The sequence below is a fragment of the Paenibacillus sp. SEL3 genome (assembly GCF_054602585.1).
The window spans coordinates 4,345,001-4,364,260 of the sequence record NZ_CM137725.1; the positions used below are offsets into that span (position 1 = coordinate 4,345,001).

General features: G+C 47.5%; 9 protein-coding genes, 14 tRNA genes, 2 rRNA genes and 3 pseudogenes. 22 read left to right on the forward strand and 6 right to left on the reverse strand.

The annotated features are described in order from the left end of the window. Window positions 1-201 precede the first annotated feature (201 nt). The 16 genes from ACYCS5_RS19990 (at window position 202) to ACYCS5_RS20065 (ending at window position 4,721) form a co-directional block, all read left to right on the forward strand. Window positions 202-3,128, forward strand: a 23S ribosomal RNA gene (locus ACYCS5_RS19990). A 150-nt stretch (window positions 3,129-3,278) separates the two neighbouring features. Then, window positions 3,279-3,395 (forward strand): 5S ribosomal RNA (rrf, locus tag ACYCS5_RS19995). Window positions 3,396-3,465: 70 nt separating this feature from the next. Next, window positions 3,466-3,541 (forward strand) — tRNA-Ala (locus ACYCS5_RS20000). Between the two features lie 4 nt (window positions 3,542-3,545). Continuing rightward, window positions 3,546-3,621: transfer RNA gene (locus tag ACYCS5_RS20005), tRNA-Asn, on the forward strand. Window positions 3,622-3,624: 3 nt separating this feature from the next. After that, a tRNA-Ser gene (locus ACYCS5_RS20010) sits at window positions 3,625-3,716 on the forward strand. Between the two features lie 20 nt (window positions 3,717-3,736). Next, window positions 3,737-3,808 (forward strand) — tRNA-Glu (locus ACYCS5_RS20015). Between the two features lie 10 nt (window positions 3,809-3,818). Further along, window positions 3,819-3,894, forward strand: a tRNA-Val gene (locus ACYCS5_RS20020). Window positions 3,895-3,920: 26 nt separating this feature from the next. Continuing rightward, a tRNA-Met gene (locus ACYCS5_RS20025) sits at window positions 3,921-3,994 on the forward strand. 26 nt (window positions 3,995-4,020) lie between these two features. Beyond that, window positions 4,021-4,097, forward strand: a tRNA-Asp gene (locus tag ACYCS5_RS20030). 13 nt (window positions 4,098-4,110) lie between these two features. Beyond that, window positions 4,111-4,186: transfer RNA gene (locus tag ACYCS5_RS20035), tRNA-Thr, on the forward strand. A gap of 4 nt (window positions 4,187-4,190) precedes the next feature. Further along, window positions 4,191-4,284 (forward strand) — tRNA-Tyr (locus tag ACYCS5_RS20040). A gap of 7 nt (window positions 4,285-4,291) precedes the next feature. Beyond that, a tRNA-Lys gene (locus tag ACYCS5_RS20045) sits at window positions 4,292-4,367 on the forward strand. A gap of 12 nt (window positions 4,368-4,379) precedes the next feature. Beyond that, window positions 4,380-4,460 (forward strand) — tRNA-Leu (locus tag ACYCS5_RS20050). 10 nt (window positions 4,461-4,470) lie between these two features. Then, window positions 4,471-4,545: transfer RNA gene (locus tag ACYCS5_RS20055), tRNA-Gly, on the forward strand. Between the two features lie 7 nt (window positions 4,546-4,552). After that, window positions 4,553-4,629 (forward strand) — tRNA-Arg (locus ACYCS5_RS20060). Window positions 4,630-4,641: 12 nt separating this feature from the next. After that, window positions 4,642-4,721: transfer RNA gene (locus ACYCS5_RS20065), tRNA-Leu, on the forward strand. A 394-nt stretch (window positions 4,722-5,115) separates the two neighbouring features. On the opposite strand, the pseudogene ACYCS5_RS20070 reads toward ACYCS5_RS20065, so the two are convergent. The 3 genes and pseudogenes from ACYCS5_RS20070 to ACYCS5_RS20080 all read right to left on the reverse strand — a co-directional run. Then, window positions 5,116-5,340, reverse strand: a pseudogene (locus tag ACYCS5_RS20070) (oxidoreductase); the annotation flags it as partial. A gap of 14 nt (window positions 5,341-5,354) precedes the next feature. Beyond that, window positions 5,355-5,520 (reverse strand): annotated as a pseudogene (locus tag ACYCS5_RS20075) (IS110 family transposase); the annotation flags it as partial. Between the two features lie 190 nt (window positions 5,521-5,710). Further along, entirely contained in the window at window positions 5,711-5,953 is a 243-nt protein-coding gene (locus ACYCS5_RS20080) for a hypothetical protein (protein ID WP_340954432.1), read from the reverse strand. Between the two features lie 461 nt (window positions 5,954-6,414). Between ACYCS5_RS20080 and ACYCS5_RS20085 the strand changes: the two genes are divergently transcribed. Then, on the forward strand, window positions 6,415-6,879 hold the full coding sequence (locus ACYCS5_RS20085; protein WP_029514777.1) for a hypothetical protein: 465 nt from the start codon (window positions 6,415-6,417) through the stop codon (window positions 6,877-6,879). Window positions 6,880-7,552: 673 nt separating this feature from the next. After that, on the forward strand, window positions 7,553-7,705 hold the full coding sequence (locus ACYCS5_RS20090) for a hypothetical protein (protein WP_318628476.1): 153 nt from the start codon (window positions 7,553-7,555) through the stop codon (window positions 7,703-7,705). Window positions 7,706-7,795: 90 nt separating this feature from the next. Here ACYCS5_RS20090 and ACYCS5_RS20095 read toward each other — a convergent pair whose 3' ends face one another. Then, window positions 7,796-9,148 carry an MATE family efflux transporter gene (locus tag ACYCS5_RS20095; protein ID WP_029514780.1) on the reverse strand — a complete coding sequence of 451 codons (1,353 nt, stop codon included), beginning with the start codon at window positions 9,146-9,148 and terminating at the stop codon, window positions 7,796-7,798. A gap of 137 nt (window positions 9,149-9,285) precedes the next feature. On the opposite strand from ACYCS5_RS20095, the gene ACYCS5_RS20100 reads away from it, so the two are divergent. Further along, window positions 9,286-9,972: a TetR/AcrR family transcriptional regulator gene (locus tag ACYCS5_RS20100; protein WP_069010312.1), complete on the forward strand. Its 687-nt coding sequence runs from the start codon at window positions 9,286-9,288 to the stop codon at window positions 9,970-9,972. Between the two features lie 118 nt (window positions 9,973-10,090). Here the strand turns inward: ACYCS5_RS20100 and ACYCS5_RS20105 are convergent. Together ACYCS5_RS20105 and ACYCS5_RS20110 are read right to left on the reverse strand one after the other, a co-directional pair. After that, window positions 10,091-10,748, reverse strand: a pseudogene (locus ACYCS5_RS20105) (aldo/keto reductase). A 277-nt stretch (window positions 10,749-11,025) separates the two neighbouring features. Further along, a complete protein-coding gene (locus ACYCS5_RS20110) occupies window positions 11,026-11,427 on the reverse strand; it encodes a VOC family protein (protein ID WP_029514787.1) in 402 nt (133 codons plus the stop codon). 525 nt (window positions 11,428-11,952) lie between these two features. On the opposite strand from ACYCS5_RS20110, the gene ACYCS5_RS20115 reads away from it, so the two are divergent. From ACYCS5_RS20115 to ACYCS5_RS20125, 3 genes are all read left to right on the forward strand, one after another. After that, a complete protein-coding gene (locus tag ACYCS5_RS20115) occupies window positions 11,953-15,978 on the forward strand; it encodes a DUF5695 domain-containing protein (RefSeq protein ID WP_459760035.1) in 4,026 nt (1,341 codons plus the stop codon). Window positions 15,979-16,111: 133 nt separating this feature from the next. Then, complete coding sequence (gene melA, locus ACYCS5_RS20120; protein WP_029514790.1) at window positions 16,112-17,410, forward strand: alpha-glucosidase/alpha-galactosidase; 1,299 nt, start codon at window positions 16,112-16,114, stop codon at window positions 17,408-17,410. A gap of 13 nt (window positions 17,411-17,423) precedes the next feature. After that, window positions 17,424-19,250, forward strand: a complete 1,827-nt coding sequence (locus ACYCS5_RS20125) for a sensor histidine kinase (RefSeq protein WP_029514792.1) — start codon at window positions 17,424-17,426, stop codon at window positions 19,248-19,250. Window positions 19,251-19,260 lie beyond the last annotated feature (10 nt).

Below are 19,260 nucleotides of genomic sequence, written 5' to 3' on the forward strand. Positions count from 1 at the left end.
ATATGATATTTTTCCGGGGTTAAAGCCGGAGAGAATATTGCACCTTGAAAACTGGATACCGAAACGAAATTGCGTTTTAGAATATTCCTTTAAGCTGATCTTGTGTAAACAAGTGAAATAAAGGTAGCTGCCTTGAATTCCATTCACACGTAAGTGTTGAACCGAAATTCAAAGCAAATCGTATTTACGATGTAAATACTAGGTTAAGCTACAAAGAGCACACGGAGGATGCCTAGGCGCCAGGAGCCGACGAAGGACGTGGCGAACAACGATAAGGCCTCGGGGAGCTGTAAGCAAGCTTTGATCCGGGGATGTCCGAATGGGGAAACCCGGCTGTCTTCATCGACAGTCACTTTCTGCTGAATACATAGGCAGAATAGAGGCAGACCAGGGGAACTGAAACATCTAAGTACCCTGAGGAAGAGAAAACAATAGTGATTCCGTCAGTAGCGGCGAGCGAACGCGGATTAGCCCAAACCAAGGAGCTTGCTCCTTGGGGTTGTGGGACGTCTCATATGGAGTTACAAAGGAACCGGTTAGATGAAGAGGTCTGGAAAGGCCCGCCAGAGAAGGTAAAAGCCCTGTAGTTCAAAACTTGTTCCCTCCGAGACGGATCCCGAGTAGTGCGGGGCACGTGAAACCCCGTATGAATCCGGCAGGACCATCTGCCAAGGCTAAATACTCCCTGGCGACCGATAGTGAAGCAGTACCGTGAGGGAAAGGTGAAAAGCACCCCGGAAGGGGAGTGAAATAGATCCTGAAACCGTGTGCTTACAAGAAGTCAGAGCCCGATCTATGGGTGATGGCGTGCCTTTTGTAGAATGAACCGGCGAGTTACGTTCCCGTGCAAGGTTAAGGTGAAGAGCTGAAGCCGCAGCGAAAGCGAGTCTGAATAGGGCGAATGAGTACGTGGACGTAGACCCGAAACCGGGTGATCTACCCCTGTCCAGGGTGAAGGTGCGGTAACACGCACTGGAGGCCCGAACCCACGCATGTTGAAAAATGCGGGGATGAGGTGGGGGTAGCGGAGAAATTCCAATCGAACCCGGAGATAGCTGGTTCTCCCCGAAATAGCTTTAGGGCTAGCCTCGGAAAGAAGAATCGTGGAGGTAGAGCACTGATTGGGTGCGGGGCCCGCAAGGGTTACCAAGCTCAGTCAAACTCCGAATGCCATAGATTTAGTTCCGGGAGTCAGACAGTGAGTGCTAAGATCCATTGTCGAAAGGGAAACAGCCCAGACCATCAGCTAAGGTCCCCAAGTGTGTGTTAAGTGGGAAAGGATGTGGAGTTGCACAGACAACCAGGATGTTGGCTTAGAAGCAGCCACCATTGAAAGAGTGCGTAATAGCTCACTGGTCGAGTGACTCTGCGCCGAAAATGTAACGGGGCTAAACACACCACCGAAGCTATGGCTTGATGCTTGCATCAGGGGTAGGGGAGCGTTGAATGCGGGTTGAAGGTGTACCGTAAGGAGCGCTGGACTGCATTCAAGTGAGAATGCCGGTATGAGTAACGAAAAGATCTGTGAGAATCAGATCCGCCGAAAGCCTAAGGGTTCCTGAGGAAGGTTCGTCCGCTCAGGGTAAGTCGGGACCTAAGGCGAGGCCGATAGGCGTAGTCGAAGGACAACAGGTCGAAATTCCTGTACCACCGTAATCCGTTATGAGCGATGGGGTGACGCAGTAGGGTAGTGACGCGGACTGATGGATGTCCGTCTAAGCAGTGAGGCTGATGTGTAGGCAAATCCGCACATCGTAAGGCTGGGCTGTGATGGGGAGCGAAAATTGTAGTAGCGAAGGTCATGATCTCAGACTGCCAAGAAAAGCCTCTAGCCAGGAGAAGGTGCCCGTACCGCAAACCGACACAGGTAGGCGAGAAGAGAATTCTAAGGCGCGCGGAAGAACTCTCGTTAAGGAACTCGGCAAAATGACCCCGTAACTTCGGGAGAAGGGGTGCCTCGGTAGGGTGAATAGCCCGAGGGGGCCGCAGTGAAAAGGCCCAAGCGACTGTTTAGCAAAAACACAGGTCTGTGCGAAGCCGCAAGGCGAAGTATACGGGCTGACGCCTGCCCGGTGCTGGAAGGTTAAGGGGAGTGGTAAGCCCTTCGGGGCGAAGCTATGAACCGAAGCCCCAGTAAACGGCGGCCGTAACTATAACGGTCCTAAGGTAGCGAAATTCCTTGTCAGGTAAATTCTGACCCGCACGAATGGCGTAACGACTTGGGCGCTGTCTCAACGAGAGATCCGGTGAAATTTTAATACCTGTGAAGATGCAGGTTACCCGCGACAAGACGGAAAGACCCCATGGAGCTTTACTGCAGCTTGATATTGAATTTGGGTACGATCTGTACAGGATAGGTGGGAGCCGTTGAGCCTTGAGCGCCAGCTTGAGGGGAGGCATCCTTGGGATACCACCCTGATCGTATCTAGGTTCTAACTTGGTACCGTGAACCGGTGCGAGGACAGTGTCAGGTGGGCAGTTTGACTGGGGCGGTCGCCTCCTAAAGAGTAACGGAGGCGCCCCAAGGTTCCCTCAGAATGGTTGGAAATCATTCGAAGAGTGCAAAGGCAGAAGGGAGCTTGACTGCGAGACCTACAAGTCGAGCAGGGACGAAAGTCGGGCTTAGTGATCCGGTGGTACCGCATGGAAGGGCCATCGCTCAACGGATAAAAGCTACCCTGGGGATAACAGGCTTATCTCCCCCAAGAGTCCACATCGACGGGGAGGTTTGGCACCTCGATGTCGGCTCATCGCATCCTGGGGCTGAAGTAGGTCCCAAGGGTTGGGCTGTTCGCCCATTAAAGCGGTACGCGAGCTGGGTTCAGAACGTCGTGAGACAGTTCGGTCCCTATCTGTCGTGGGCGTAGGAAATTTGAGAGGAGCTGTCCTTAGTACGAGAGGACCGGGATGGACGTACCGCTGGTGTACCAGTTGTTCCGCCAGGAGCACCGCTGGGTAGCTATGTACGGAAGGGATAAGCGCTGAAAGCATCTAAGCGTGAAGCCCCCCTCAAGATGAGATTTCCCAATTAGTAAGACCCCTTGAAGACGACGAGGTAGATAGGTTGGGGGTGGAAGTGCAGTAATGCATGGAGCTGACCAATACTAATCGGTCGAGGGCTTATCCTAAGATAAAACGCAATAAGTTTCGGATCCAGTTTTCAGGGTGTAACCTTGAAGGTATGTACAAGTGACATACAACAAATGCATGGCTATTCGTTCACACGATATGTCGTGAAGTGAATAACCGTACGATAGAATTTGCATAGCAAATTCATGTTTGGTGGCGATAGCGGAGGGGTTCCACACGTACCCATCCCGAACACGACCGTTAAGCCCTCCAGCGCCGATGGTACTTGGACCGCAGGGTCCTGGGAGAGTAGGACGTCGCCAAGCAACCCCATAATGGGGATTTTTTTTCGCCTATCAGGCTATTGATTATACATACAAAATTGATTTTTTAGATGGGGCTATAGCTCAGCTGGGAGAGCGCCTGCCTTGCACGCAGGAGGTCAGGGGTTCGATCCCCCTTGGCTCCACCAATATTCCCTGATAGCTCAGTTGGTAGAGCACTCGACTGTTAATCGAGTTGTCACAGGTTCGAGTCCTGTTCGGGGAGCCATGTGGAGAGGTGTCCGAGTTGGCCGAAGGAGCACGATTGGAAATCGTGTAGGCGCCAAAAGCGTCTCGAGGGTTCGAATCCCTCTCTCTCCGCCAGCTCTTAATAATAGATATATGGCCCGTTGGTCAAGGGGTTAAGACACCTCCCTTTCACGGAGGTAACAGGGGTTCGAATCCCCTACGGGTCATAAGCAGTATGGAGGCTTAGCTCAGCTGGGAGAGCATCTGCCTTACAAGCAGAGGGTCGGGGGTTCGAGCCCCTCAGCCTCCACCATTTGAAAAATAAATATTTATTACTGTCGCGGGGTGGAGCAGTTCGGTAGCTCGTCGGGCTCATAACCCGAAGGTCGCAGGTTCAAATCCTGCCCCCGCAATTACTTCAACTAAGGAAATTCCCTCTGGAACCGTGGTGTAGAGGCCTAACATGCCTGCCTGTCACGCAGGAGATCGCGGGTTCGAATCCCGTCGGTTCCGCCATTTAACTTAATACGCCGGTGTAGCTCAACTGGTAGAGCAACTGACTTGTAATCAGTAGGTTGGGGGTTCAAGTCCTCTCGCCGGCACCATATTGGAGGATTAGCGGAGTGGCCAAACGGCCAAACGCATCAGACTGTAAATCTGCTCCCTTACGGGTTCGGTGGTTCGAATCCATCATCCTCCACCAGTTTTACGAGCCATTAGCTCAGTTGGTAGAGCACCTGACTTTTAATCAGGGTGTCGAAGGTTCGAGTCCTTCATGGCTCACCATTATCATTGTATGCGCGTGTGGCGGAATTGGCAGACGCACTAGACTTAGGATCTAGCGTCTTTGACGTGGGGGTTCAAGTCCCTCCACGCGCATCTTGTTTTTGCGGACGTGGCTCAGCGGTAGAGCATCGCCTTGCCAAGGCGAGGGTCGCGGGTTCGATTCCCGTCGTCCGCTCCATTTATTAGTCCCCTTAGCTCAGCTGGATAGAGCGTTTGACTACGAATCAAAAGGTCGGGAGTTCGAATCTCTCAGGGGACGCCATTAACTTCATAAGCCGGTGTGGCGGAATTGGCAGACGCGCGCGACTCAAAATCGTGAGGGAAACCGTGGAGGTTCGAGTCCTCTCACCGGCATCTATTTCGGGATGTAGCTCAATGGTAAAACTCAGCCTTCCAAGCTGGTAGCGTGGGTCCGATTCCCATTACCCGCTTTATATAGATGAAAAAGGAGAGATGGCTTATTTTTATGCCATCTCTCCTTTTTTACTTTTAAACTATTTCTATCGACATCACAAGCAGTAGAAACCCCAAGGCAATCTCCTCCGTTCTTTTGCGTTATTAAGATAGGGCGTACAACTAACGAGGAACGATAGTTAAATAACACACAATGTTGAGCAGGCGCTTCAAGTCTGCTCTTTTTATTAAACTAACGGACAAGTTAGTTTTAAGTTTACTTCACCAACTCAACACAGAAAGCACAAAAGTCTGTTGGGAAACTCGACAGACTTTTGCGCTTTAGAAGATGAACTTACCAAGGTTGACTTGTTGGTCCAATTGTAAACTCATTAACGTTCGTATCTTCTGGCTGATCAATCGCGAACGCAACAACATTGGCAACTCGATCAGGTGAAATACCATGTTGTTCATACAATGCAGTTGCACCTTTTAAAGTATTCTTATCTGTGATGGTAGTCAACAACTCTGTATTTATTGCTGCTGGATAAATAGTTGCTGTACGGGTGTTCGTACCTTCAATGAAGATCCCCGATAAACACCTTTGTATTCAGGGGATATCTGATCCAATGCGGTTTGGAACTGCAGCTTAATTTGAATATATAGACCGGTAAACGTGTTATGCTGTCGTGTTAAGTTTCAAAGATTCAAGCAACTAAACGCCCCTTGTTTTATAATGCTCAAAGTCTTCTTTGTAGAACTAGGATCATCCTCGGTTGATTACTCCTAGGGTAAAAGTTATGAACGGTTGACCTTGGCTTCAAAACGCTTTTCCAACTCATCCCAGTTGGGGGGGAGGGACCCGGATCTGTTTCTTCCAAAGGTGAAACACACGGCTCAAAGCTACGATTTCCCCTACGGATCCGTCAACCAGTCGGCTGATCGGCATCTTATGATAAATTTTCGTAAAAAGGCGCATCAACGCCGGTCGTTTGCGGATACCGTAAGGCCTCTAACATGCGAAAGCCTTCGTCCATAGCCGCGATCATCTGCCGCAACAACTTGTCGTCCCCGGCGATTTTTTTCATTTGGCGCTCGTGTATAACCGTTACAAAGTTTAGCACAATTACAGGCACGATATGATTCTTCAGCCATGCATCTATATATTCATGATAGATAGGTATCGTACTCATTTGGTTTATGTATGCGGGTACGCCCCCTTCCATGCAGAGGGTCTTTCCCAAACAAACATGGACTAACGGCCACCATCATGAATGAAAATATCTTTGGCTTGTGAATCTGAACCTCCTTAATGGAAGTACAGGACACAGGCCGAGAGTTTTTTGGTAGGACATACTCTGAGTCCTTAATTTCCCGACCTCGAGGAACTATAGGCAGTATCGTATTATCTCGCTGGTCGAATATTTAAAGCGGTGTTTGTGAATACCAGTCTATGTGAACACTATTTAACAAACTAACAAATTCGCCATTCAAAATCTTCTCTTGAATCAATTTTGGTATACTATGTGGTAGATAAGAGAATTAATTTGAAGTCTGGCTATAAGGATGTTTCTACAACAACTTGAGAAATGAATTTGATTTTGGTGAAATGCGGAAGCTGTTAGGGCGTAAAGAGAGAATAGGAGGAATGGAAATGTCGTATCTCGTTGATTTTAAAGATGTATCTACGGTTGGTTTAGAGTCTTCACCTGTAGCAGAAGCGCTTGCTGGTTTACGTGCTAATGAAGCCCGTTATTTTATGAACAAGTACAAGTATGAATTTACGGTTGTACCAGCTAGCGAAAGCCAGGAGAGCCTTGATTATGTGAACCGAATTTTGAGAGAAGAACGTGATATTGCGTTTGCGGCTAAACCTTTAGAAACGTCGCGTTTTCAAGTGGAAAATATCCGATTTACCTACGTTTTTTATGAGGATGGTCTTGCAATCAATGTCATGTATACGGTGGATGACCCTAAAAAGCGGGCTGTTGGTTTTAAGCTTTCTGAGGGGATGGAGGTACCAAAGGAGCTAGAAGGGAAGTTTAAGTTTGCTAGGCAGAAGTCTAAACTAGCTGGAACAATTCGGGGTTCGTTTTTTGTAATTAAAGGACAATATTAAAGTAAGCAAAAGCGCAAATGGAGGAATCCAGCACCTTATTCTCTTTGCAAAAAAGTGAAATTAAAGAAAGGGCTATCCCGTAAAAGGATTGCCCTTTTTTGAAAGAATGATGAAAAGCTACCGCTTATCGTATGATTATCAAACAGGAAGATCGCGGGTAGTCTCTGATAAGGAGACTATTTTTTTGAGAACTTGCCTTTTCAGCCAACGCGGTGAACCATACCATAAGTGAAGATGAAAAATTTCCTTGTGCGAAGTGACCTAACAATACGATTAGCCAGAATAGTTTGCTGCGAATGAAGGTAACAACACTTAGTGTGGTATGCACTCGTGTTGATTTTGTTTTAATATCCAAACTTCTATTTCATACATGTTGTTGTTAGTCCATGTCTATCTTCGCTTTTCTCAAGTGCTTTATTAAGCGGCCCATGATCGATTCTCGGTCTCGTCTCCAATCAGTTGTTGAAGTAGTGAGACTGTTCGAGGTCGTGGATCAGTGCAGGTTGCACAGGCCGCCATCCCAGAAGAATCTACAAGGTGGATCAATCACAGAAATGATTCAACTAACGGGAAACGATATTTGAATTTAGAACAGGGAGCACACTGCCGCGGCAAATGCTCCCTCTTTCATGGAAGTAACGGGCAGTACAGGTTAATACAGTAGCGTTGAAAAGTGAGATATAAGGGATTAGGAGGCACGGATTTGCTCGTCTCGAAGTTTGCGCTGGGAACGACGATCTTCAGAGGTAAGAACTTTCCGATGAGTGTGGCGATGGGGGCGCTGAATAAGCAAGATCGTGCAGGTAGGGGGCATTTTCCTTTTTAAAATGACAATTGCCCTATTCCCCGTCCATATACCTAAAAAAGGCAGGGTCGGGGAGTGTCCTATCCTGCCTTCTTGGGTGTTATATGTTTTCTACTGTACTAACTTATCCAATTCTGGCTGCAATTTGGTCCGCAAAACATACAACATGATGGCACCAACAAGGAATGCGACCGCATCCGCAATGACAAGCGACCAGACCACCCCGTGGAAGCCGTTCATTTGATTGGCGATAAACAACACAGGAATCAGAGTAATTCCTTGAATAATTGACATAATAAACGCGGCAGTTCCTTGTGCTGATGCTTGGAAGATCCCGGTAAACAATGTGGTCATTCCTGTAATGAACAAGGATAGGAATGTCACATGTAGAATGTAGCTGCCCATTCCAATTAATTGCGAGTCATTTGTAAATAAACCAATTAAGTGGTCGGAAATCAAATAGACGATGATGCCAAATACGACTGCTAACGCCACAATCACTTTGATCGTAAATCCAATGGTATTCTTCATGCGTAATTTATTCGCTGTGAATGAGAAGGCAATCAACGGCACGACTCCCTCGCATAAGCCCATCAGAATAAACTCAGGAAATTGCAATAAACGTGATGAAATTCCGTAAGCCGCTACTGCCTGATCCCCGTATTCGACAAGAAAATGGTTAAAGATGAGCGACATTGCACCCAAAAAGATACTCATAATAAAGACAGGAACTCCGATTTTGAATACATTGCTCAGAATGTCCTTGGTAGCCTTGAACCATTTTACGGAGACGGTTAAGAATTGGCTCTTATATCCCATATGGAAGGCGTAGAATGCACTCGCAACCAAGTTAGAAATGACCGTAGCAGACGCAACGCCGATCACATCCCAATGGAGCACGAAGATGACTAACGCGTCGAGAATAATATTTATAACAACACTGAGAATCATACCGATCATCGACGTGATTGCTGCGCCCTCCGAACGCACGATATTCTCCAGTGTGAAGAATAATACGACGAATGGTGAGCCAATAAGCATAATCGTGACATAGTCCTTCGTGAATCCGAAGGAGTCAGACGTTGCTCCCAGGCCATGAACGATTGGATTGATCAACGGGAGACCCACGGCCATCACGATAAGACCGAGAACTAAACTGCTGTAAAAGGCAAATGAAGACACATGCTTTACCTCATCATATTTTTTCTCTCCTAGCAAACGGGAGATGAATGTACCGCTACCCATGCCAATCAAATTGCCTAGCGCCATAATGATTGCGAATAACGGCAGGGTCAGTGCGAGTGCGGTTAACATGGCAGTATTGTGAAGTGTACCAAGGAAATAGGCATTCAAGATGGAATAAATGACACTCATTGACGTGCCTAGCATCATGGGTATAGCGAAGTGAGCTACGGCTTTTGCGACCGGTGCTTTTTCAAAGTAATGGAGGTTTTCTGCATCCATGCGGATCACTACTTTCTCTATTTATTTTGCCTTTCAGTCTAACACTGTTAGGTTGTGACTTACAGTGTTAGATGGTATCATGAACCAATGAACCTGTAAAGCATAAACTTACACTGTTAGATAAAAGGGCGGATGACATGAAAAAGCAGCAACCTCAGATTTCGGAGGATAAGATTTTGGAAACCTCGTGGGAGCTTCTTGGAGAGGAGGGCATCGAGAAATTAAGCATGAGACGATTGGCCGATAGGTTAGGGATTCAGGCTCCCTCTCTGTACTGGTACTTCAAGAGCAAACAGCATCTCTACCAGCGTCTGGCCAACCAGGTATCGAAAATGATTCTGGAAGAGTTCCACTCCGAGGGGGAATGGAAGGAGCAGCTGACGGGGCTTGCGGTAACGGTACGGAACGTGCTCAGCCGATATCCCTGCTCCACGCAGCTCATGATGATGACGCTGCCCCACGAACCGGACATCATCCGGTTCACCAACCGTATGCTGCTCTGCGTGGAATCGACGCCGCTTGAGCAAGAGCAGAAAATGCAAGTGGTTACTACGCTTGTGAACTATGTCTTCTATTTCGTTCTAGACGATTATCAGCATGAGCGCAATGTCTCCGCTATCTTTAAGGACCAGAAAGCGCATCCGGGTGAGGAGATGATTCGCCTTCTGGACTCCATGAGCGAGACGGATGTGGGACTGTTTCGGAGGATGTTCACGAACGGGCTGTTCAATCTGATGGGAACCGACGGGGCGTTTGAGTTCGGCTTGAAGCTGATTCTGTTGGGGATTGAGCAGGTGATAAAGGAGCAGGAGAAGGAGAAGTAGTATGTAAAAACCGCCCATCCGGTTATTGGATGGGCGGTTTCAATTAGGTTTACGTTTACCCTAAATTGTTGGTTCTTTTGGCGTAATCAAAACCTACGGGTGATCTTTTGAAAGAGGGTTAGATATCGAGTTTACGGGTATCGATCCATTTCACCATGTCAGGATCGCGATGTGAAAAGAACAGGCTCTGTTTCGTATCTAACGTAGTAATCGACTTCATATCCTCTTGGCTTAACTCAAAGTCAAAGATATCGAAGTTTTCGATAATTCTCTCTTTACGAACAGACTTTGGAATCACAACAACTTCTCTTTGTGCCAACCAGCGTAAAACCACCTGAGCAATGGATTTATTATACTTTTCAGCTATGGATACCAATATTTCATGCTGGAACAAGTTGTTTTTCCCTTCAGCAAAAGGCGCCCAGGATTCGATCTGAACATTATTCTCTTTCGTAAATTTTGCATGTTCAATTTGCTGGTTGAATAGGTGCGTTTTCCAGTGATTTTTCAAATGCCTTTTTTGTACGCTCATAACCAGTATCCTGAACCCAAAGTTTCGTAGTGATAAATAACTCCTCTCTTGCCACGCCACTACGTTTGATCGCTCTGCCAACTGCTTCTTCATTTAGATAAGAGGCAGCGGTATCAATCAGCCGATAGCCTGCCATAATAGCGTCATAAACGCTTTGTTCACATTCATTTGCATCTTGGATCTGATAAACACCAAAACCGAGTATAGGCATCTCAATCCCATTGTTCAAAGTTACTTTTTGCATATAAAATCCTTAGTATTAGGGAAATACTTTTACGGAATGTAAGCAAAACTTAATTTAATTCGGGGTTCAACTAACGGGCAGGTTAGTTCAAATATGCGTTAATATTGATTATTTATGTAAGACCAATAAATTAATACGGGCTAACCCAGGTGATTTGTATAAGTTTAACCCACGAATTTTTCCTTCTAAGCAACCATTTTGATTTGAATTACTGATATGAGATTATAGGGGTGTAAAAAACGCCGGTGACCTTAAGCAGGTGACCGGCGTTTTCATATTAGCGTTTCGGCATTTTGCTCTCATCCATGTACAGCAGGTTCCAGCGGTGACCATCCAGGTCGGCAAATCCTGCGCCGTACATCCAGCCGTCAATTTCACTCGGCTTGCCAAAGATGTTTCCTCCGGCAAACTCTACTTTTTGAATAAAGGCATCTACTTCTTCTCTGCTTTCAGCGCCAATGGAAAATATTACTTCTGCGGTATTGGAAGTATCTGCGGTTTTTGAACCTGTGAATTGCTCAAACGCCGCATCCGGGAACAGCAGAATCGTTGTTTGGCCTATGGCAAGCTTGGATCTCTCGTTACCAACGCTCACCGCATGGAATCCAATCTCATTGAAAAAGGCAGTTGACCTCTCAACATCTTTGACCGGCAGGTTAATCCAGATATCCTGTGACATGGCTGTAGCCTCCTGGAATATTTTTTCAACTACTCCTACTATACTCTACTTCTGGCAGCAGAAGCGAATCTTATAAAAGAAACTGCAAGGTATGACATTCCTGTCATGCATTCTGCGGTTTCCTTAGTAAACTTATTTACTTCTCTGTTCCAGCATCGTCTCCGTCAAGGTATCGATCTAGCCAAGAAATGGATTTCGCATCAAAGTAGAAATGCGTTTTGTAATCCAGTCTATAGATAAGCACCCTCAGCGAGAAACATATAATTACTGAAATTAAATTTTTGGGACTAAAGTAGAATTAAAACATTGAACTAACGAGAAACGATAGTTCAATGATAAAGTGGTGGTCTCGAAAGGTTGAAATCCTATATAAATCGGTTGAAAATGTTGATTTTACCAGTGGACAAGGATTTGTACAATAGAGTTGTAACGCTTACATTTCCAAGGAGGTTGCGGCGAAATGAAGAGACTTCAGGTGATTGGCAAGCAAATCAGGACCCCGAAATCCAAAAGGAGGCCGTGTTGATGAAATTTAAGGGAATATTGGCGGCGTTTTTATTTTTAACCACAGCGTCTGTGTTGTTTGGAGTGCATACGGCAGAGGCCCATGAACTATCCAATGACAAGCTAACGATTCAGACAGGCGAGCATGGAGAAATCTCATCCATACGTATCAAAGGAGATGCTTTCCCGACTGAATATGTGATGAATGCAACGGTTACACCTGAGCAGAACACCGCAGATCATCAGTGGCTAGGGGAGCTGATGTTCACGTACCGATTGGATGGAGGTAGCTGGACAAAAGCATGGACGAACAAGTCGGCTGACGCACGCAAGATCACAACTAGTGGTAACCGTGTCACTGTCACGTACGAGAATTCTACTAATGCAGAAGGCATACGCAATTTTAAAGTCATCGAAACGTATTCGGCAGAGTCGAATGGTTCGGTGTTGTGGAATATACAGGTACAGAATACAAGTGGGAAAAAATTGGAGATTGGCGATTTCGGTTTGCCTCTGCCTTTCAATGAGCAATGGACTAATGGTGATGCGATCTACGAAACTAGAGTGGTGACGCATTCCTTTGTCGGCAATAACAGCTCCTATATTACAGCTGGGCGTCCCAGCGGCATTGGCTCTTCCCTTTTGCTGATTCCTGATTCGACAACAGGTGCGGGTTTTGAATATCAGGATCACTGGCGGGATGAGGAGCATCCGGGCAGCAAATGGGCCTGGAATCCGGCCAACGAAGGTAAATGGCTGGAAGGGCTGAATGTATTTTATATTCATTCCAATGTCATCAAGTCCACTAACCGGGGCTATTTGCCCAATACAAGCCTGATCCTGAATCCCGGTCAAAGCAAAAACTATGGCTTCAAGTTTCTGGCTGTGAAGGACGAGCATGATGTAAAAGATACGTTGTACCAAGAAAACTTGGTGGATACAACAGTCGTACCCGGCATGATCGTGCCTACGAATCAAAAGGCGAAGGTGGACCTGCGCTCCAAGCAGGCGATCAGCAAAGTAACCTATCCCGACGGAACCGTTATTCCAGAGACGGATAGCAAGGCTGGAGGACACCACATTTATGAATTGAAATTTACTAAGCTGGGACCGAACTTCATCACGGTAGAATACGGCAACGGTAATAAAACGGTGTTACAGTTCTATGCCATCGAGCCGATTGATCAAGCACTGCAACGGCACGCTACATTTATGGTCGACAAAACCCAATGGAATGTACCGGGTGATCTGCGCGACAAGGTATTTGACGATTGGATGATGCATACCAAATCCAAACGGAACATTTTCAACGGCTATTGGGGCTGGGGAGACGATTGGGGTCTGACGCATGGACAGTTCCTGGCTGAGAAAAACACACTGTCTCCGGTCGCCAAAGAGGTGCGGGCAGTAGACGATTATTTGGAAACGGCGATCTGGACGAATCTGATGAGCGGACACCATGAGGATTATTTAATTCATGATTTCTTGATGCCAGAGCCGAATGATACACCGACCTATCGAGGGTATGCGTATCCGCATGTATACAACACGTATTTCAGCATGTACAAGATTGCCAAGGAATACCCGGATCTTGTTACTTACAAGCATCCAAAGGAAACGTATTTGCTGCGGGCGTATAACATTTTCAAAGCATTGTATGAAGGGCCAGTCGCGTACAACTGGGAAACAGGTTTGATGGGCGAACTGACCACACCGGATATTATTCAGGCACTTCATGATGAAGGCTATGATGATGAAGCGAATGATCTTAAGGAAAAAATGGATCGTAAATATAACAATTTTAAAAATACAAAGTATCCTTATGGTTCTGAATATAGCTATGACAATACAGGGGAAGAAGCTGTATATACGTTAGCCAAGCAGAATATAGATACAGAGGGCGAGCAAAGTAAAGCCCTGGAAATGATGGGTAAAATCAATGCCAAAACCCGTGCGGCACGCGGTCACATGCCTGTATGGTACTACTACACCGATCCGGTGACGATTACCGGGGAGAACTGGTTTAACTTCCAGTACACGACTTCGCTTGCTGGATATGCGATGGATGACTGGATTCGCCATCATGAGGACAATCACCGTGAGGAACAACAACGGTTGTCCTATGCAGCTAAAATTGCCAATGTCGGAGCGATTAACTCCGGGCAAATCAGCTCGGACCCTGAAAACATCGGGGCGGTCGCATGGACATATCAAGCGGAAAAAGGCAATAACGGCACGAATGGCACTGGCGGCGGTAAAAATGTTCCGCTCTTTAACGGCTGGCGCGGCATGAGTGGTGAGGCTGATCTCGGATTGTTCGGTGCGCTCAAAACCTTAAGCGCTGATATCGCGATGGATCCGATTTTTGGATTGACGGGCTACGGTGCAGAGGTGAGCAAAAGTGGCAACGTGTATACGATCAAGCCGCTGGACGGTTTGTTCAAGCGAATCAATCTGATTACGGAAAAGATGTATATCGAGCTGGAAAAGGATCAGTATACAGAAGCCAAGCTGGCAACTTCCAAGGATTATGTATGGCTTCAGTTGAAAAATCAAACGCCAGGCCAAGCTCATTCTACGTACGTTACATTTGACGGTTTGAAGAAAGGAACGTATTTGGTTAAAGTAGGCGGTCAATCACAAGGGAAGTTTAATGCATATGCGCCTTCCAACAAGCTTAAATTGGAGATGGGTACAGCATCCTCCTACACGGTAGAGCTGACACCGACCACACCTGATCCAAACAAAGCACCTGCCGTGGATGCTGGCAAAGATTCGAAGGTGAAGCTGCCAGATCAGATCATTCTGAAAGGCACAGCTACGGATGATGGACTTCCACAAGGCAAGGTGACGAGCGAATGGAGTCTGGTTGAAGGACCGCAGGACGCGAAGGTCACATTCAGCAGCAAAACATCGCTTCGCACGAAGGTGGACGTTTCCGAGCCGGGAACGTATGTGTTCAAGCTGACAGCCAGCGATTCTCAGTTGTCAGCGGAGGCTAAAGTAACGGTGGTAGCTGAACCGGCCGCTCCGTTACTTGAACAGCTTGCAGTTTACAAGTTTGATGAAACAAGCGGTTCTGTAGTTGCGGATTCATCGGACAGTGGCAATGATGCTGCCGTGAAGGGAACGGCTGCATGGGCTGCGGGTAAAACAGGCAATGCTGTCAGCCTGAACGGCAAGGACAGCTACGTGCAGCTTCCGGCGGGTATTGTCAGTCGTGCACAGCAATTGACCGTATCCGGCTGGGTCAAAGCGAACAGCCTGAGCGATTATGTACGGATCTTTGACTTCGGCTCCGGGACGAATGAATATATGTTCCTGACGCCTAAAGCAGGAAATACCATGCTGTTTGCCATTACCAATCAAGGCAACGGGCAGGGACAGGAGCAGACGATTGAAGGCCCTGTACTGCCGACAGGCGTATGGAAGCATGTTGCGGTCACGCTTTCAGGTTCCACAGGTATTTTATACGTGGATGGAAAAGAAGTGGGACGCAATACCAACTTGACCCTGAATCCTACCAGTCTGGGACAGACCAAAAATAATTTTATCGGCAAATCTCAGTACCCTGATCCTTATTTCAATGGTCTGGTGGATGAATTCCGGATCTACAGCCGTGCTTTGAATGCTTCTGAGGTAGCAGGTTTGGTCTCCGGTACAGCACAAAGCCTAACGGGAGTCGAGAAAATTACGGCTTTAAAAGAAGTAAACGTGACGACTCGTACGGGTGAAAAACCCGAACTGCCAAGCGTAGTGGAAGCTACGTATGGCGAAGGCTCCACTAAATGGGTGGCTGTGGAATGGGAGGATATAGACCCTGCACAATATGCTGCTCCAGGTTCGTTTGAGTTGAAGGGCAAAGTAGAAGGGACAGAGTTAAAGGCAATGGCGAAGGTAACCGTGATTGAGGCAGGGGCTGCGGTTCCATCGGTAACACCGGTTGGCCCGGAGAATTCAGTAACCCCGCCAACTACGACATCCCCGGTAACATCTGCCTTACCGCCTCGACCTGTCAGCTCCGCTAAATCAGCGGGGGTATTCTGAATGGGCGGCAACAACGCATAGTCATGACTAATTTTTCCCATCGTCACTTTCCTCCTATAAAGGGGAGAGTGGCGGTGGGTATCCTTGCATTTGGAGTGCAAAGCTGCGAACAAAATGTGAATGGGGGAAAAGTATGAGCAAGATTACATTTCTGGGTGCAGGCAGTACGGTATTTGCTAAAAATGTGCTTGGCGATTGTATGTTGACGCCTGCTTTGCAGGGCTTTGAACTAGCGTTGTTCGATATTGACCCCGTAAGGCTGAAAGATTCAGAAAATATTTTATCCAATTTGAAAAAAACAACAGGGAGCACCTGTGTGATCCGCTCCTACACTGACCGCAAGGAAGCACTGCGTGGAGCAACTTATGTGGTAAATGCCATCCAGGTGGGTGGCTATGATCCGTGTACAATTACGGATTTTGAAATTCCCAAAAAATACGGTCTGCGCCAAACGATTGCCGATACGGTCGGCATTGGTGGCATTTTCCGCAATTTACGCACGATTCCGGTAATGCTCGATTTTGCGGCAGACGTGCGTGAGGTGTGCCCGGATGCTTGGTTTCTCAACTACACCAATCCGATGGCAGTGCTGACGAATGTAATGAACGTTTATGGCGGTGTCCGTACGGTAGGGCTGTGTCATAGCGTGCAGGCGTGTATACCGGAGCTGTTCAAAAGCCTTGGGCTGGAGCAGGAAGGTGTAAAGGCAAAAATCGCAGGCATCAATCATATGGCGTGGCTGCTCGAAGTGAGCAAGGATGGTGTAGATTTATATCCTGAGATTAAAAAACGAGCCGCCGCTAAACAGCAGGAAAAGCATCATGATATGGTACGCTTTGAAATGATGCTAAAATTCGGCTATTACATTACAGAATCGTCCGAGCATAATGCGGAATATCATCCGTATTTTATCAAACGGGCATACCCTGAGCTGATCGAGCGCTTCAATATTCCTTTGGATGAATACCCGCGCCGCTGTGTGAACCAGATTGCACGATGGGAAACGATGCGTGAGGAGCTTTTGGGCGATCAGGATTTGCGTCATGAACGGTCAAACGAGTATGCCTCTTATATATTTGAGGCGATCGAAACGAATCAGCCTTTTGCCATTGGTGGCAATGTGATGAACACAGGCTTAATTACCAATCTGCCGAAGGAAGCCTGTGTAGAGGTACCTTGTCTGGTGAATCGTAACGGGGTTACGCCAACCTTTGTCGGGGATTTGCCACCCCAATGTGCTGCACTGAACCGGACGAATATTAATACCCAGCTGTTAACGATTGAAGCTGCAATCACCGGGAAAAAGGAGCACATTTATCATGCTGCTATGTTGGACCCGCACACGTCCGCAGAGCTGTCCATAGATGATATCGTTTCTCTGTGTGATGACCTGATCGCAGCGCACGGGGAATGGCTCCCACCCTATGTGTAAGGGAGACAGATGAATGGGAGGCCGGGGTCGTCAAAAGTTCGCCGGGATTCCTACAATCCGTGGGAAATTTATTGTACTGACGCTGGTACTCACCGTCATTCCGATGGTGGTATTGACCTTTACCTTTTACCGGATCGCGGCCCATTCCATCGGTGAGAAATCAGAAGCATTAGCTATGCAGTCTCGGCAAATGAGTGAAAATTACGTCAATGCGACGCTTTCCGATTTGAATGACCTGACCAATGCCATTCTCAGCAATCCTGATGTGCAGTCCATGCTGGAGACCAAGCCGGAAGATGATTATGAATATTTACGGAACGATGAAACACTCAGTATGGTTGTCCGTACGCAAACCCAGACCAAGCCGTATATCACGTCCTCTCTCATATATGCCGCCAATGGCGGGCTCAAGCATTCTCTCTATCAGGGGAATGTTTCGGTCCGTTTTGGCGGCCTTCCTACATTAGAGGAAGCACGTGTGTACTATCGCCGCCTGCTCGCCGAGCGGCCCATGATGTGGATGGCTCATTCGCCGTTTGAATCAGGACGCGGGATGGCGAGGGATCGCATCTATGTGGGGAAGCTACTTCGAAAAACGACTGGAGATTACGCACCCCTCGGATTTTTGCTGCTGGAAATCGACAAGGCTAGTCTGTTTCGGGGGCTTGCTTTTCATGAGACAGACGGCAATACCCAGATGTGGGTGCTGGATCAGGAGGGCGAGCCTGTATACCGATTGCCGGAGCAAAGCGTTGCGGATCAAGCGCTATTGCGGCAGATTGCTAAATCGGCTGTGGATAGGCCAGTGCTTACGAAGGACTGGAGAACATGGAACGGTCGCCAAACGATGATCTCTTACGGCCCGTTAAATGAAGGACAATGGACGCTGCTGCAAAAAGTCGATCAGTCTGTGCTGTTCGAGGATGCGCGGAAAATTGGTGCCTGGACCATCTGGACTTTTCTGGTTGCACTGATGCTGGGCTGGATGCTGTCTTATCGGCTGAGTGACACGATTCGTCGCCCCCTGCTTCAATTGAGCCGATTAATGGCGGTCGATGGGAGTGTGAATGCTACAGGCTCAGCCCAAGCTTTCGAAGCTCCTACTTCCGTTGTTTTTAATCCTAAGGATGAGGTAGGGCAGATCGGGGAGCGTTTTCTTCATATGATGCAAAAAAATCATGAACTGTACGATCAGGTCTACGAAGCGTTGCTGTCGCGTAAGCAGGCTGAGTTCCGCGCGCTTCAGGCGCAGATTAATCCGCATTTTTTGTACAACACGCTGGAGTCACTGAAGGGAATGGCATTGGCGAATGGGCAACGGGATATGGCAGAGGTAATCGGTGCCTTCGGTAAATGTTTTCGCATTTCACTAAGTTATGGCCGAGAGCAAATCAGTTTGGGACAGGAAGTTGAGCATGTAAGCGCCTATGTGAAGGTGCAGCAGTTCAGGTTTAGGAATTCGTTCGAGTGGATTTGCGAGGTAGAGGAGGATATTTGCGGATTTTATGTACCCAAACTAATCCTCCAGCCGCTCGTCGAAAATGCTATTTACCACGGTTTAAAAGGGCGCACCGACCATGGCTATATCATGTTATCCGGCACAAGGGAAGGGGATATGTTGCGTTTGACGGTCAGTGATGATGGGGGCGGTATTGGAGCCGAGCGTCTGGACGATATTCGGAAGTCGCTAGATGCCGAGCGGGGAAGTGCTATTGGCTTTGGACTGCGCAATGTACATGAACGTCTTGGGCATTATGGTCCGCAATATGGACTGTCCGTGACAAGCGAGCCGGGTCAGTACACCTCGGTTACCTTACTGGCACCCATTCGAACTGAATAAGAAAGGGGAG